Origin of the sequence: Mesobacillus jeotgali (assembly GCF_002874535.1) — a bacterium.
Taxonomy (GTDB): Bacteria; Bacillota; Bacilli; order Bacillales; family Cytobacillaceae; genus Mesobacillus; species Mesobacillus jeotgali.
This window is the reverse complement of the sequence record NZ_CP025025.1, coordinates 4,101,502-4,117,172: the sequence shown is the minus strand read 5'-3', so window position 1 is coordinate 4,117,172 and position 15,671 is coordinate 4,101,502. Positions and strand designations below refer to the sequence as shown.

13 protein-coding genes are annotated in these 15,671 nt (G+C 32.7%); 11 read left to right on the top strand and 2 right to left on the bottom strand.

The window, feature by feature from the left end:
* Positions 1-29: 29 nt before the first annotated feature.
* The 8 genes from CD004_RS20630 (at position 30) to CD004_RS20595 (ending at position 9,086) form a co-directional block, all read left to right on the top strand.
* Positions 30-1,061 (top strand): glycosyltransferase, encoded by a 1,032-nt coding sequence (locus CD004_RS20630; RefSeq protein WP_102264477.1) that lies wholly within the window; start codon positions 30-32, stop codon positions 1,059-1,061.
* A 48-nt stretch (positions 1,062-1,109) separates the two neighbouring features.
* The gene (locus CD004_RS20625; RefSeq protein ID WP_102264476.1) at positions 1,110-2,459 is read left to right on the top strand and encodes a hypothetical protein; all 1,350 of its coding nucleotides are present in this window, start codon (positions 1,110-1,112) and stop codon (positions 2,457-2,459) included.
* A 286-nt stretch (positions 2,460-2,745) separates the two neighbouring features.
* Positions 2,746-4,020, top strand: a complete 1,275-nt coding sequence (locus CD004_RS20620; RefSeq protein ID WP_102264475.1) for a lipopolysaccharide biosynthesis protein — start codon at positions 2,746-2,748, stop codon at positions 4,018-4,020.
* An 86-nt stretch (positions 4,021-4,106) separates the two neighbouring features.
* The gene (locus CD004_RS20615) at positions 4,107-5,216 is read left to right on the top strand and encodes a glycosyltransferase (protein WP_158651608.1); all 1,110 of its coding nucleotides are present in this window, start codon (positions 4,107-4,109) and stop codon (positions 5,214-5,216) included.
* Positions 5,217-5,232: 16 nt separating this feature from the next.
* Positions 5,233-6,414 carry a CDP-glycerol glycerophosphotransferase family protein gene (locus tag CD004_RS20610; RefSeq protein WP_158651607.1) on the top strand — a complete coding sequence of 394 codons (1,182 nt, stop codon included), beginning with the start codon at positions 5,233-5,235 and terminating at the stop codon, positions 6,412-6,414.
* Positions 6,415-6,503: 89 nt separating this feature from the next.
* A complete protein-coding gene (locus CD004_RS20605; RefSeq protein WP_102264472.1) occupies positions 6,504-7,559 on the top strand; it encodes an iron-containing alcohol dehydrogenase family protein in 1,056 nt (351 codons plus the stop codon).
* The gene (locus CD004_RS20600) at positions 7,556-8,269 is read left to right on the top strand and encodes a phosphocholine cytidylyltransferase family protein (protein WP_102264471.1); all 714 of its coding nucleotides are present in this window, start codon (positions 7,556-7,558) and stop codon (positions 8,267-8,269) included. Before CD004_RS20605 ends, CD004_RS20600 begins: the two co-directional genes overlap by 4 nt.
* On the top strand, positions 8,256-9,086 hold the full coding sequence (locus tag CD004_RS20595; protein WP_102264470.1) for an HAD-IIA family hydrolase: 831 nt from the start codon (positions 8,256-8,258) through the stop codon (positions 9,084-9,086). Before CD004_RS20600 ends, CD004_RS20595 begins: the two co-directional genes overlap by 14 nt.
* A 969-nt stretch (positions 9,087-10,055) precedes the next feature.
* On the opposite strand, the gene CD004_RS20585 is transcribed toward CD004_RS20595, so the two are convergent.
* Both CD004_RS20585 and CD004_RS24530 read right to left on the bottom strand, forming a co-directional pair.
* The gene (locus CD004_RS20585; RefSeq protein WP_102264469.1) at positions 10,056-10,676 is read right to left on the bottom strand and encodes a cysteine hydrolase family protein; all 621 of its coding nucleotides are present in this window, start codon (positions 10,674-10,676) and stop codon (positions 10,056-10,058) included.
* Positions 10,677-10,700: 24 nt separating this feature from the next.
* Entirely contained in the window at positions 10,701-10,823 is a 123-nt protein-coding gene (locus tag CD004_RS24530) for a hypothetical protein (protein ID WP_267892334.1), read from the bottom strand.
* A gap of 750 nt (positions 10,824-11,573) precedes the next feature.
* On the opposite strand from CD004_RS24530, the gene CD004_RS20580 reads away from it, so the two are divergent.
* From CD004_RS20580 to CD004_RS20570, 3 genes are read left to right on the top strand one after another with little or no spacing between them, the layout of a single operon-like run.
* Positions 11,574-12,125 carry a hypothetical protein gene (locus CD004_RS20580; protein ID WP_102264468.1) on the top strand — a complete coding sequence of 184 codons (552 nt, stop codon included), beginning with the start codon at positions 11,574-11,576 and terminating at the stop codon, positions 12,123-12,125.
* 9 nt (positions 12,126-12,134) lie between these two features.
* Positions 12,135-14,690 (top strand): ankyrin repeat domain-containing protein, encoded by a 2,556-nt coding sequence (locus CD004_RS20575; RefSeq protein ID WP_102264467.1) that lies wholly within the window; start codon positions 12,135-12,137, stop codon positions 14,688-14,690.
* Positions 14,691-14,743: 53 nt separating this feature from the next.
* On the top strand, positions 14,744-15,247 hold the full coding sequence (locus CD004_RS20570; protein WP_102264466.1) for a hypothetical protein: 504 nt from the start codon (positions 14,744-14,746) through the stop codon (positions 15,245-15,247).
* The last annotated feature ends 424 nt before the right edge of the window (positions 15,248-15,671 follow it).

Below are 15,671 nucleotides of genomic sequence, written 5' to 3'. Positions count from 1 at the left end.
AATAATTTTTGATGTGAGGTTTATATAAAATGAAAGTGTTACATGTATTAAGTAGTAATAAACTTTCAGGTGCTGAAAATGTTGTGGCAGACATTTGTATGATGTTTAATGATGAATATGATATGGCGTACTGTTCACCCGATGGTAGGATAAGACAAGCCCTTGATGATAGAGATGTAAAATTTATTCCAATTGATAAACTTAAACCTTCTGAGCTTAAAAGAGTAATAAATTATTACAAACCTAATATAATCCATGCACATGATGTCAGAGCAACTTTAATTTCTACTTTAGTAACCGATAGAATTCCAGTAATTTCTCACCTTCATGGTAATATTGAAGATATGAGAAAGTTTGGTTTAAAATCATTCCTTTATATGTTGTCTACTAAAAAGGTTAAAAAAGTAATTTCAGTTTCGGAAAGTATCTTAGTAGATTATGTCTTTAAAAAACATATTGAAAGCAAAACAGTTTGTTTAAGAAATATAATTTATACACCACGTATAGAAAAGCTTATGCATATGGATAATAATAATTATAGTTTTGACTTTGCTTATATTGGTCGGTTTACTTATCCTAAAAATCCCCAAAGAGTTGCAAAAGTAGCATCCGAAATACTAAAGAAGTGCTCTTCAGCAAAGTTTGGGATAATAGGGGATGGTGAACTTAGGAAGGAAATGGGAAAAATCTTTAAAGAAGAGGGAGTAGCTGATAGAGTTGCTTTCACTGGCATGTTACCCTATCCTTATAAGGCTCTAAATCAAGCAAAGTGTATGCTGATGTGTTCAAGATTTGAAGGAACACCAATTGCTGCCTTGGAATCTATGTCATTAGGAGTTCCCATTGTAAGTACTCCGGTAGATGGAATGCTCAATATTGTTAGTAATGGCTCGACGGGCTATTTACATTCAGAAGATGAAAATTTAGTAGATTCAGTTATAAAATTGATTACTGATGAAAGATTACAAAGTGAAATGGCTTGTGCAAGTTTTAAGAGATTTGATGAACTAAATGATACTAATAATTACAAAGAACAATTAAGAAGTATATATAATGAATAATTAGATATATATATATTCTTTGAGGTAGATCGAACGGAGGCTTAATATATGGAGGCAACAATAGCAGTACTGGGAGGATTATGTTTTGCCTCAGTAGTCTATCTAGGCGTATATTTTAGACTTATTAAAAATAAAAGATTGGAATTGCTGGATTGGTTTTTGATATCAATGGCAACATTTAATGGCTTAGGTTTTGGTTTTGTAATGTTTTTTACACATGGAGGAAGAAATTCATATATTCATAATCATTTAATTATGAATTTTGATTCCGTACTTACTATATCGTATATTTTATTAAGTATTACGCTTTTATTAAGTGTTTTATTTGGTTGGTATATTGCGATAGGTATGAAAAACACAACAAAAAAAAGAACAAAAACCCATTTGTACTCAAATTCAGATTATTATAAAAAGTTACTTATAGTTGCGTGGATAATGTTATTTGTTTCTGTAATTTCATATGGATTGTTTACAAGAGCATATGGTGGATTCATAGATTATTTGGCTTTTTCGAGTGCAAGAAGATCTGGAGTTTTTGTAGTAGCGAATCCTTTTAGTTTCCTACAAAGATTTGGTAGTTTTTCTTTCTTTTCATCATTTGTGTTTTTTGCATATTTGATTGATAAAAATAATAAAACACAAAAGAAATTATCAATTTTTGTTGGATTTATCTTATCGTTGTGCTTTTCGTTATATGTCCTTTACAGCTGGGAGGGAAGAGTAGGGTTTGTATTTTATATTGCAACTTTTTTCTTGGGATATATACTGTATTCGTATAAATCTACTCTAGCCTTTGTTAGAAAACTTTCTATATTTTCTATATTTAGTGTCTTTTTACTAATATTCATAGATGCATTTTTAGGGCGCTCCGGAGGAAGTCTTGGTATTGTTGCGCTTTTCACAAAGGAGTTATCATTCCCTTTTTCTTCATTTTATTCCATTTTTCATTCCAGCCAATACAGATGGTTTTTTGATGTTTTAACAGCACCGCTCCTTATTTTACCAATGAGAATTTGGGCGGGCATGTTAAATATCGATACAGCTTCTAGTTTTAATACATTTTTGCTTTTAGGTGCACGGAAGGGAGAAGCTGGTGTTTATGGTGAAACCCCTGTTGATCTACTTTCATTTGTATATTTGCAAGGAAATGTATTAGGCGTAATAATAATTGGTTTAATGGGCGGAATTGGGCTATATATAATACATCGTTTAGTTAATAAAGTTCCAATTAATAGTTTTAGAAGTATTATAAGTGCCAACGTGATTTTGTATGTTGCTATTATGACTGTATTATATGGTGACCCTCATCATATTTTAGTTAGAAATTTTGATTTGATAGTTGGTTTTACAATCCTAGCGTTCTTATTGAAATTTAGGAACAAAAAAAGAATATGTTAAATGACGTTGTCATTATAGTTTTAAGTTTATACCTTTTCCTTAAGTTATGATTCACCTTCATTATATTGTTTTTGAAAAGGTTAATAGCTACTATTTAGTAAGTAAAAAAATAACATTACATTATAATTCGGAAATTTTGGAGAATCACAATCACTAAAGCATTACCTGTTTATACACTTACATGCAAGCTAAATATGCATATTGAAGAAGTATAAATAAGATTGGAGTATTTAATTTTAATAGAACATCTAATGAGGTAATAAAATGATAAATGAAGGTGTAGTAAGTGAAAGGTAGCATTTTAAAAAATAGTTTTATAAAAAATATATCAATACTAATGTCGGGTACAGCTTTAGCCCAATTATTAACAGTTATTGCGTCTCCGCTTTTAAGTAGAATGTATACGCCTGAAGAATTTGGTTACTTTGCTATTTATACTTCAATTATAACCGTTTTAGTCATTATTATGACTTGGAGGTATGAACTAGCAATAGTTATTCCTAGAAAAGATGAAGAAGCTGTAAATTTAGTTTTGCTATGTATGTATTTGACGATAGTGATGTCTTTAAGTATTTTGTTAATTTTATTTATATTTGGAGGAATGTTTTCGGATATATTTAACATACCTAGAGAACTATTGTGGTGGATACCACCAAGTATTTTAATGTTAGGATTTTATTCAGGGTTAAGATATTGGAGTACTCGTAATAAACAATTTAAAAGACTATCTTATTCTTCAATTTTTCGATCTTTAGGGGCTAATGGTGTTCAGATTCCTGCTGGTATTGCAACTTTAGGTGCACAGGGGTTGATTGGAGGACAGACCATTGGATTTACAATTGCCACATTAGTTTTAGGGGTGCAAGTTTGGATAGATGATAAATATAAGTTTATCAAATATAAAAGCACAAAGGAAATGAAGAAATTAGCAAAAACATATAATTATTTCCCGAAATTTAGTGCACCACAGGGATTCATCAATTCATTTTCACAAACTATGCCTACATTTTTTTTGGCTTTCTATTTTGGACCTCAGGTAGCTGGATTTTATGCACTTTCTCTAAAGTTTATTCAATTACCAATTAATTTACTTGGGGAATCTTTTAGACAGGTTTTCTTTCAGAAAGCTTCCGAAATGAAACAAAAAGGGATTTCTATATATTATACACTAATAAAATATACAATTACTTTAATTGTAATATCTATAATTCCTGTATTAACAGTTTTATTTTTTGGTCCTGCCCTTTATTCATTTGTTTTAGGATCGAATTGGTATGAAGCTGGAGAGTATGCACAATGGTTAGTTATTACAATATTTTTTTCGTTTATCACTTCTCCATCTGTTGTCCTAATTAATGTTTTTCAGCTACAAAGGTTTCATTTAGTTTTTGAGATTATTGTGTTGATTTTCAGAGTTGCTTCTATGATTCTTGGTGGTATGTTTTTAAGTGCTAACTATACAGTAGCTATTTATAGTTTAATCAGTGCGTTTTTAAACATATGTTTATTATTATCAATACTAATAATTGTAAGGAGAAAGGACATCAACATTAAATTATAAATATAGCATTTAGCATAGTACAAGGTGTTATTTCCTAAAAGTTAAAAATAATTATGAATGAAAATTTTTTAGGCGGAGGATTTGTATTGTATAAAAAAAAGGTTGTCTGTGTTGTCCCTTCTCTTTCAAGTGGCGGGGCAGAAAAAATGGCTTTAGATTTGGTGACATATTTGGATAAAGAGAAATTTGACGTAACTTTAATTAGTCTATATTCCAATAAAGGTGAGGCGTTTAGTAAATTAGCATTAGAAAGAGGAGTTAATGTTTACTACTTAGATAAAAAATCTGGATTTGATATTAAAACTATCTTAAAACTTTCAAAAGTACTTACAAACTTAAAGCCTCATGTAATTCATACTCATCTTTATAGTTCAATATATTGTATGCCATGGATAAATCTTCATAAAAAAACAATTTGGGTTCATACAGTTCATAATATTGCTAATAAAGAGCTGCCGAGCCCTTATCTTAAAATTATGGAGTATTTTTATAAAAGGAAAAAAGCAATACCAATAGGAATTTCTGAAGAAATTAGGAAGACTATATCCTATAGATATAATCTAAAACTTGCGGATATTCCTTTAATTCATAATGGCATTGATACTAAATTCTTTTCTCCAGTAACGAAAATAGAAAATGGAACTGAAGAAATTGTATTTAGTTGTGTTGCTAGGTTCAGTCCACAAAAAAATCATGAACTTCTTATTAATGCATTTAATTTTGCTAGAAAAAAATATAGTAATATGAAACTACTTTTAATAGGTGATGGATTACTAAGAAAAGATATAGAAAAACAAATTGCTTCATATGGCCTCGAGGATCATGTTTTATTAGTAGGAAACTCTAGTAATGTAATAGAATGGTTAAGAAAATCAGACATCTTTGTATTAAGTTCTAATTATGAGGGATTGCCTCTTTCAATTCTAGAGGCAATGTCTGTAGGATTACCTGTTATTGGGACAAGGGTAGGGGGAGTTCCTGATGTGTTAATTCATGGTGAAGAAGGATTAACTGTTCCGCCAATGAACGCTGAAGAACTGGCTAATGCTATGATAGATCTTGCTCTTAATCACGAAACTCGTTCCAATATGAGCCTTAAAGCAAGGAAAAAAGCATTAGAGTTTGATGTCCGTAAAATGGCGGATAAATATGGTGATATTTATCAGATGGAAATTCGTAATATATCAGAAGTGTAAGAAAAGAGGTGGAAGTTTGAAAGATAAAGTTAAAACTGCTTATATTAGAGCCCTTTTAATAACATTAAAGTGTCTTTATAAGCTTGTTAAGAAAAAGCCTGGGCGAATATGTGTTATAGATGAGACTCCAAATTCAGGGTCAAATGCCGAAGCTATTTATAAATATATTGCTGAAGAAGTAAAATATAATGACGTTTTTATTACAAAAAAATACATGGGTAGAGGTATGACTCTAAGAGATATGTACATGGTTGCATCATCTCATGTTTATATTTGTACACATAAGTCATTTAAAGTTTCAAAAGATAGGGTTTGTATTCAAACTTGGCATGGTATTCCCCTTAAAGGGATGAATTATATGGATAGGGGAGAAGAGGAACTAAAAGCGGAAACATGGCATAAAGAATTTAATAATTGTGATATCATCCTTTCATCATCTAATTTATATGAAGTTTTATTAAGCTCTTGTATAGGTATACAAAGGAATAAATTCGTAAAAACAGGCTTCCCTAGGAATGACTTTTTGACGATGAATAATAAAACTAGTAAAGCTGATATATTGGGGTTATTTGAAGATGGAACTGTTAATTCAGATACAAAAGTAATCGTATATTTACCTACGTTTAGGCTTGGTCATAAAAAAGATAAAATAGAAGGAAAACTTCGAGAGGGAAATATCTTTGGTTTTGATAATTATAACTCTAAAGAATTAGAGCAAAATTTAAAGGCTAACAATTGTGTAATCATTGCTAAATTGCATCCTATTGAAGAAAAACTTCTATCAGCTAATAAATTAGCAACTAGTAGTAGGATTAAACTAGTAAATTCCAAGTGGTTAGAAGAAAGTAAAAACGATTTGTATAATTTGCTAAGTGTTAGTGACATGTTAATAACTGATTATTCGAGTGTTTATTTTGATTACCTTTTACTCGATAAACCAATAATTTTTATTAATAATGATCTAGATCAATATAGGCAGAATAGAAGTTTATTGCTTGAACCATATGATTTTTGGACACCTGGATATAAAGTGAGCAATCAATATGAATTTATACATTCTTTAAATAATTATATAAATAACCATGAGGTATTTGCCAAAGAAAGAAAGCAAATTAAGAGTATGTTAATTGAAACCGAAGGCCATGATAATTGTAAACGAGTTTGGAAAGAAGTAGTTGAGCCTATAGTGATCAAATAAGTAGAAATGTTAGGTAAAAATAACCAGTGTATATTTTAGGTTTTACCATCGATATTATTTAAGAGTTTATTATACTAGGAGGTGATTTTATGTATTCTTTGAGTTTACCAGTTTTCCTGACAATTGAGGAAAATGTTACTGATAATTTATTATTTGAATTACAAAAAAAGTTTGAAGATATCAGTCAAAAAAAGATTATCATTCTAACCTCTAAAGGTAATTATGATAGATTTAGTCTCAAATTCAAAAAATTCCAGCAAGAGGTTTTAAATTTTAAACTTTATTTTGTTGAGGATAGTTCCTATGATGTAGCTGTAGATATAGCTAAGAAGATATCGATTGAAGATTATGATTATGTTATCGGATTTGGTGGGGGAAAAATTTTAGATACAGCAAAATATGCAGCATATGTTAGTAAAAAGAAATTTATCTCTATCCCAACAGTACTTAGTAATGATGGACTTGCTTCTCCGATTGCAGTTCTGAAGACAATTGAAGGAAAAAGAAAAAGTTTCGGTTGTAAAACTCCTGATGGAATTTTAATTGATATAGGAATAATAAAAAATGCACCAGATACTTTACTTATGGCAGGTTTGGGAGATACTCTTTCTAATTATACAGCTCTATATGATTGGAAACTAGAAGATAATAATAAGGATTCGGGTATAAATGACTTTGCATATCTTCTTTCAGATACTGCCTTGAATATGTTACTAAATTCAAAGGAAACGAATATTAGGGAAATTAATTTTGTGCGCCAGTTAGCGCAGTCACTTGTTCTTAGTGGATTAGCTATGGACATTGCGGGTAATAGTAGGCCGTGTAGTGGATCTGAACATTTGTTTAGCCACTCTTTAGATGAAAATTATGAAATTGATGCTCCACATGGTTTAAAGGTAGCCCTAGGTAGCTTAGTGAGTTGTATACTACAAAATAGAAACTATAAAAACATAATAGAATTTCTTAATAGATATGGTATAGATATCTCGCCTTTATCACTAGGTATTACGAAAGAAATTTTTGTTGGGGCATGGATGAAGGCACAAGCTACAAGACCAGAAAGATTTACTGTACTTAATACAATTGATCTAACAGAAGACTACCTAGAAGAAATTTATTATGAAATTATGGAGGTATTAAATTGAAAGCATTAATTCTTGCAGCTGGTATGGGTACTAGGTTAAGACCGCTTACAGATAATAAACCTAAATCAATGGTTGAGGTAAATGGAGTACCAATTTTATTTAAACAGTTGTATAATCTGATGAACAATGGAATTAAGGACATAACCATTGTTGCAGGATATTGTGCGGATGTTATTGTCCAGTCGATAAATAAATCATTTCCGTTTGTAAAGGTAATTGTTAACGAGGAATATGAAACAACTAATAATATGTACTCAGCGTATTTAGCTAAACAAAACTTTATTAACTCTGAATTTTTATTAATGAATGCGGATGTTTTCTATGATGAAATGATAATTAATGAGTTAATTAAGAGTGAATATGGAAATGCTGTTGTTGTAGAGCAAGGCGAATATAATGATGAAAATATGAAAGTAAAAGTTATTGATGGGAAAATCGTTGGAATAAGTAAAGAAATTACTGATGAGGATTCGTTTGGAGTATCTATCGATGTATATAAATTCAATTCAAATGGGTCAATAAGTTTCTTTAATAAAATAGTTGATTATATAGAGAATAAAAAGGAACTAAACCAGTGGACAGAAATAGCATTAAACGATGTTTTGATTGATGTTGAATTTAAACCTTGTCCATTGAAAGGAAGATGGATGGAAATTGATAATCACGAAGATTTAAGGAAAGCGGAGAGTATATTTAATGACAGTTTATAATGAATTGAAAAATAAAAAACTTTTTTTATTAGATATGGATGGCACTATTTATCTTGATAATAAGCTGTTTAATAATAGCTTAAACTTTCTAAATTATATTCGAGAAATTGGAGGTAAATACGTTTTTCTCACAAATAATTCTTCCAAAAGTGTCAATGATTATATTGAAAAACTTCAAAAACTATCTATTATTGTAGACGAGACGAATTTTTTAACATCTTCTCAAGCTACAGTCCATCATTTGCTTGATCAATATAATAACAAAAAGATATATGTGCTTGGAACAGAGTCATTTAAAGCAGAACTAAGGGAACAAAATATATTGATTACAGATCGATATGAGACTGATATCGATTGCCTAGTAGTAGGATATGATACCGAACTTACTTATGACAAATTAATTGATGCTTGTAAGTTAATAAATCAGGGAGTAGACTTTATAGCAACAAATCCGGATTTGGTGTGCCCTACATCCTTTGGTTTTATTCCAGATTGCGGCTCGATTTGTAAAATTATAGAAACCGCCACTGGGAAGAAACCTCTGTATATTGGGAAACCGAACGCAACTATGGTAGAACTTGCACTGAAGAATAATAAATTCTCTAAAGAACAAACAATCATGATTGGGGACAGATTGTATACAGATATAGCTTGTGGAATAAATGCAAAGGTCTCAACTGCTGTTGTCTTAACTGGCGAAGCAAAAGCCAATGATATAGAAACAACACCTTTTAAGCCTGATTATGTGTTTGAAAATATTAATGAGTTATACAATATTCTTTTGAGTTTCAACTCTTATTCTGCCTCTGCAAAATAAGGATGATTTTTATTCAATTTTATAATTAATATAAAAGTAAATAGGGAAAATGGACCTAGGGACACAGGGACTGCTCTCTCGCCTCATTCGAGTTGAAATAATGGGAGAGGCGTGGAGCGTTATGGCTTTACGCTTCTTCTTTTTTGATTTTTTACTTTTAATAAATTTAGAAATGAGGTAAAAAGAGGGTTATAGTCTCCCATTCGGGAGGTCCGTCTCAATGCCTTTATTTGTCCCTAACAGATAATGACGTTATACAATTTCCAAAACGTCGCTAATTGTCCTGAAACTGACGAATCAATGTCCATAGTGAAAGGGAAGCAGTCTCATCTCATTGCTTCCCTAAATAATTTTTACAAGTCAACCTGACTTCTTAAACTGCTTTAGGTAGAACCTCACATCATTTCAGCCGATGAGAATATACCAATCTCTCCCCAGTGCCAGACGACATGTAAGAGTCCGACCATTACCAAGCAGAAGGTCGAGTATATTCCCCGCGTCGCATCTAACCAGAATTCTCTTCTCAAAACACACCTCAACAATCAACTCTTCATTGTATGCTATCTATTTCCAGCGGCTTTCCAGTGGAAGCATGGAGGCGTACCTTTTGCTTTTTTCGTGTTACGTACTTTCTGAGAAGATGGACGCTACCTGGGTCTTTTTGGACGTTGAATTAGTTTGCTGATGGTCAGGTTGTCCAGGTATTGATGGTTTTATCTGTCCGTTACTTTCAAACAACATGGATATTCCCAAACGTATAATCTAAAACCAGGTCGGAATGGGGTTCTGACCTGGTTATTTGTACTTCTATTCTAAATCCTTCATGCGGTCGAGGTCTTTTAATAGGAAGGCTTTTTAGTCCGTATGTTTATGTAATTGGAAAAGGCAAAAAACCCTACTAAAATAAAAGTACCTAACCTTGTTAAAAGGAAGGGACTTTGTTATTGAAAAAGATGTTTTCAATTATTTTTAGAGTATGGTCATATTGCTATTTACTTCTTGTATCACTTGTATACTTGATTTGACCTTCCCAAATGCTCTTTCAAACACCTTTAGCGCCATCTCGTGATATTCGGGACCATCCATTGTGTCTACACAGTCGGAGACCATGGTGACATCGTAATCACGGACGGAGGCATCGATGGAGGTTGCGAGGCAGCAGCTGTTTGTGTTTACTCCTGTGATCCATAGTGTTTTAATATTATTTGCCTTTAGGACAAAATCCAAATCTGTTGCGATAAAGCAGTCGTATCGCTTTTTTGTATCTACGAGAATATCATTTTCCTCCCAGAGTGATGGGATGACTTCGACGCCTGGCATACCTTCGAGGTTATGGCGTGCGACGTTTTTTCTTGTTGCATTAGGGTCATTGGCCCTTGCCTGCCATGCTGGATTTGACAAGATTTCCTGTTCGGTGCGGTATTGGGTCAGCAGGTGGATGATTGGTATGTTTAATTCCCTGCATTGTTCAAAAAACACCCGGTTTTGTTCAATCACTTCTTCGCATTTTTCTGCTGGCAGCGGCATTGTTGCAACTTCTGGATCTAAATGCCCTCTGTGTAAATCGATTGCAATGACAGCTATACTCATCTCAAATTCCTCCTGACATTTATTTTAAATAGAAAGTGGAGCGGCGTTTTCGGTCTCTGCTTTCACACGTGAGACTGGCTTTCCAATCCCCGGTTCGGCCACAATCTTATCATTCTCGTAAACGATATTCCCGCGGACCATTGTCATGACTGGCTTTCCATTACAAACCATGTTAAATAGACATGGGGACGGTTCTCACGTCTCATTCGAGAGTCGAAATAATCTTGTTGAAGGTTATTGATGTCTGGAGATTATCGGGTATATCGGCTGTACTAATCAATTAATTTATGATCTTTTTTTCTTCTAACCAGGACGGAGTGGGTATCTGATCTGTTTTTTTTATTTTCGGGGAAGGAAGGTTTATTCTAAGTCTTTTGTGCTGTTACTTTTGTATTCATTAATGGTGGTAAATTTGTTCTTCTTTAAACTGAAATGGCTGGGGTTAATAGTTTCTCTTGCATAGATGGAAAGGACTTGATTTGTGTGTTAATGTTGCATTGACTTGTTGCGAGTCAGCCGTTTGAGTAGAGCCCGATGCGTTCAAGGAGGTGTTCCATGGACTTGCTTTTGATATAAAGTTCCTGGGTGAAGTCTGGAGAAAATGAAATATACAAGGTGAAGTATTTCATATTGTTGCCTCCTTGAAAATCGGTTACTCTTGATTATTCTGGATTCTGACTTTCTTTTTCGGCTGCTTGAAAATGGTCGCCCAGAATTATCATCTTATTTGACTGGCCTTATTATAATCGGAGTTTTAAATAATTTATATACAATTATTTTTTATCACCATTATTTAGACTCACATGTTAAAATTACAAATATAGTTATATTTTACTATTTCTAGATAGGGTAAAGCTGAGGGTTACAGAATCCTTGTCTAAGTTTAGGGGGGTTTTTATGAAGCTTTTAGAGGCTACATATGAAAAAAGTAATGTCGAGGATCTTGTGCAGTCTTTAGGTTTAGGAGTAGATGGTAATGTGCTATTACCCTGGGTTTCGGGTGAATATATGTTACAGAACAAAGATGGTAATGTTGTTGGCTTTATTTTTGAAAATACAGAAGGTGGGTTGACGGTCACAGATAGTTCAACGAATGTGATTGGTTTTAGTCAGATGAATGATTCCGAATTATTTACAATCCATGATACTGTAAACAACGAAACATACAGAGTCTTTGAAAATAGCTTTCAAGGGTCTAACGTATTTGATCAAGGTATGAATTTATCATTCTTATCTGATGAAAATGTGTTTGGTGGTGCGAATTTTTATTCTAACAACATGGAGTTGATTGGAAGTACACAGAATGAGTTAGGTATTGTTTTTCAATCAACAGGTGCTTCTTCTAACATTGATTCTTTCTTAACACAACAAAAAGTCGATTTTGCTGACCTTTCATCCTTTGATTTCTATGATTCAGCTTCTCTTTTCGATATTTTAGACTTTTTGTAAGGAGCATAGATGATGACACTAACAACACAAACTACTGAAAGCTTGTTTCACCAAGAGAGTGAACAAATCACGGAAATTAGAGATAATTTATCAAAATATGTCCAAACTGAGACAATTCAAAAATTAGATAATTTTATAGGAAAGTCTTTAAGTGAAAATAGACACAAAAAATACATCGAAAAACTAACTGAAATAATCAATAAAAAAGACCAAATTCTGTCACAGATAAAGAATTCCCAATCTTCAGACGAAGAATTAACGAGACTTACACAAAATTATTACCGTCTTATCAATGCTCGAGATTTATTTATGGAATTAAAGTCTGCTATTGAACTAACGGATGTTCAAAGAGATTATCGTGAATTGGTCCTCAAGATTTCAGAGTCAACTCCTTTTACGAATAATTTTGAAAGAGTCTATTCTGTTCATGACCAAGCCTTTCAACTCTATCAAAATGGAGTAAATGAGGTTACTTTGGACTTCATTCAGACATTAGAAAAACACGACCAAAATCTCCAGAACTATTTTAGATTTATGAAAAATGTGATGGAGAAAGAAAAGGAAAATCGTAAAAACGCAATGTTTGGAAAAGTGTCGGTTTCCCTATTAGCTGGTCCTATTATGGGAATGCTTGTAGGATTATCAATTAATAGTATGTCGATGCAAGACGTAAGCAGAGAAGGACACAGGCTCATTGATCTCTTAAATAAAGGCTGGTATCAGCTAGATGTTGAAAAGGCTAGCCTAATGGTGAAATTAGAAGAGCGGCTTCGACTAATTCTTTATACCCTATATGGCGGCCTTTTATTAAAGCTAGCAAAGGTTGCCGATTCCTATGGCTTAACGGTTAAATCAATTGACTTTTCAAAAAGGATACTTGATTTTGAAATTAAACATTCTCAGAGAAATCGTACTGAATCTTGGGCTGTTAAAACGTTCGAACAGGTTTCGGTTCAGCTAAATAAAGGTGATTTTAAAAAAGCTGACCTTGCCTCAAAACGTTTTTATGAATTTATTAATAAAAATCAAGCCTTTCAGGAATTAACTATCTCTATTGCCAACAACCGGATAACTATTTATGAACTAGCTTATACGTTACGGTACCTTGTGATTGTTCAAAGTATTGAAAAACATTATTGGACACAGAATTTCTATAAAGAAGCAGCTAAGGTATACGAAAATCTTTTAATATCTAATGATAATCGTATTACCTTAAGAGTCGGGTTACTCTTAAATAATACTCCAATGCCACATCAACTACTTTTTAGAATTATCGCTTTTAAAAATGCATTAAATATAGAGCAATCAAATTTTACTGTAGATAATACGACTTTTAACGAATATATACGTTTTGCGGAAAAGGCATTTAAAGCTTTTCAAGAACAAAATATTATTGATTTTCCAGATAATCTTGATTTTCAACAATTTGTAGAATTATATAAAGAAGTACTTCGATCATTAAACCGAACTGAAGATGACTTCTATCATTTTTTACAAATGCAAGATTCCCAGACCAAGAACCAATCTCCAAAGTTTAAGTTAAGTTTTGTTGATAAACTTTCGATTAAATTAGGTGGCGGTAAAAAGCTTTTAGTAAGTGCCATTGAAAAAGATGACCCTGAGCTACTTAGAACCCTATTGGAACTGAAAGTACCCATTCAAGATGTTGAGATGGAGAGTGACCCAGTTCTTTTGCATATCTTAAAAAAAGGGAAGGAAAAGAGCTTAAAAGTTTTAATGGAAGCGAAGATTGACTTAGATTGCCAAGATGACGATGGAATAACTCCACTTATATTTGCCATTAAAAAGAAAGATTCAGTGCTTCTCACAAACCTCCTTAGTCATGGGGCATCTATTAATAAACTGAATAAAAAGGGCTATTCAGCACTACATTATGCAGTAGATTGTGAAGACACTAGATTACTAGAAATACTTTTAAGTTATGATGCTGATGTCAATATCAGTGATTCAGATGGAGAAACGCCATTATTTGAGGCAATTCGTGAAAACAAAGTAGAGGCAGTTAGGATACTTCTGGATGCTGGAGCGATCGTAAATTTTGAGAATTCTCATGGGGCATTCCCACTATTCATGGCAGTGACGAATGGACAATACTCAATTGTAGACTTATTAATTAAAAAGAAAGCAGATGTAAACAAGACAAATCGTGTACTTCAAGGGTTTACCCCATTAATGTATTCAGTGAATGCAGGAGATTTTGAAATTGCAAAACGATTATTAATAGGTGGAGCAAATCCTAATCAAAAGGATATTAAAGGTGGAACTGCCTTTATTTCCATCGTTGCTTCTGGCCAGAGTAAACAATATATTAAGTTACTAGTAGAATTCGGTGGTAACATCAATATTCAGGACAATAGTGGGTTCACTGCCCTTTATCTAGCTGTTACCGCTGGAAATGAGAGACAGGTAAAAGATTTTCTCGAATTAGGTGCTAACCCAAATATTATGGATGAAGACGGGAACACTGCCCTTGACGAGGCCAGATCTTGTAATAGAGATAGTATTTATAAAATCTTACTCGCTAATGGGGCATATGAACTCTGATTTTAGTAATTACAAATGTTAAATGGAAATTTTCAAGTGAAAGGTATGAGGATATGATTATTGTTGTTGGTATCATTATTTTAGGTGCTATATTTTATTTTGCATCACAAACTGACAAAGCAGAGAGAACGGAAAGAGTCAATTCAGTAGAAAATGAAATCGTTCTTATTCAAGAATATATGAGTGATTTAATGCTAGCCGGCTATGACATGGTGAAAAATCCACATTCCGAGAGGGACTTTCTAGTTTTTAAAAAACTAGCTATGAATAACCATCACATCGTTAATGCGATTGAACATCAATTATACTTAGGTAAAGACCGGCAGCATGAAGCAGGTTTTAGTGCCATGACTTCTACTCTAAATGATATAAAAAAAATGAAAACAATGGTTAGTCGGGCAAATTCATATTTAGAAGCATTCCCTAATCGAAGAGACCTTGAACAGATGCTCGATGTGTCGATTGATAAAGTAACGAGGCAAGAAATCATTGATTATAGTAATCAATTGATAAATCAAACGAGAAAACAAGCTCAAGATGCACGACGTACAATTTAAGTAAGCACATATAAGGAACGACACTGGGGACGACACAGGGACGGTTCGAGACCACTGAAAAAGTACCCTTTTTCCAAAGAGATATGTCCATTTCTAGGCTGTATCTTTAAAATGGGAATTTTCACTTGATATCTTGAAATAAATTACAATAAATTGTGTGGAAACAGACTTATTAGAGGATAGGATTTTCGCTATCCTCTTTAAGTTTACCGCCAATGCAGTTAATTTTGCTTGTAAGGTCACAGAGACATGGGGACGGTTCTCGCGTCTCAAGAATCGGAAGTTTATTACAGATTTTGATACAGGAGAACCGTCCCTGCGTCGCAAAGAGAGAGTGTTTATGAGGAGAGGGAAGTTTTAGTTTTATAAAAAATTCCGATAACATATTTTTTTCTGATTATATAGTTTATTATTAGATTATAAA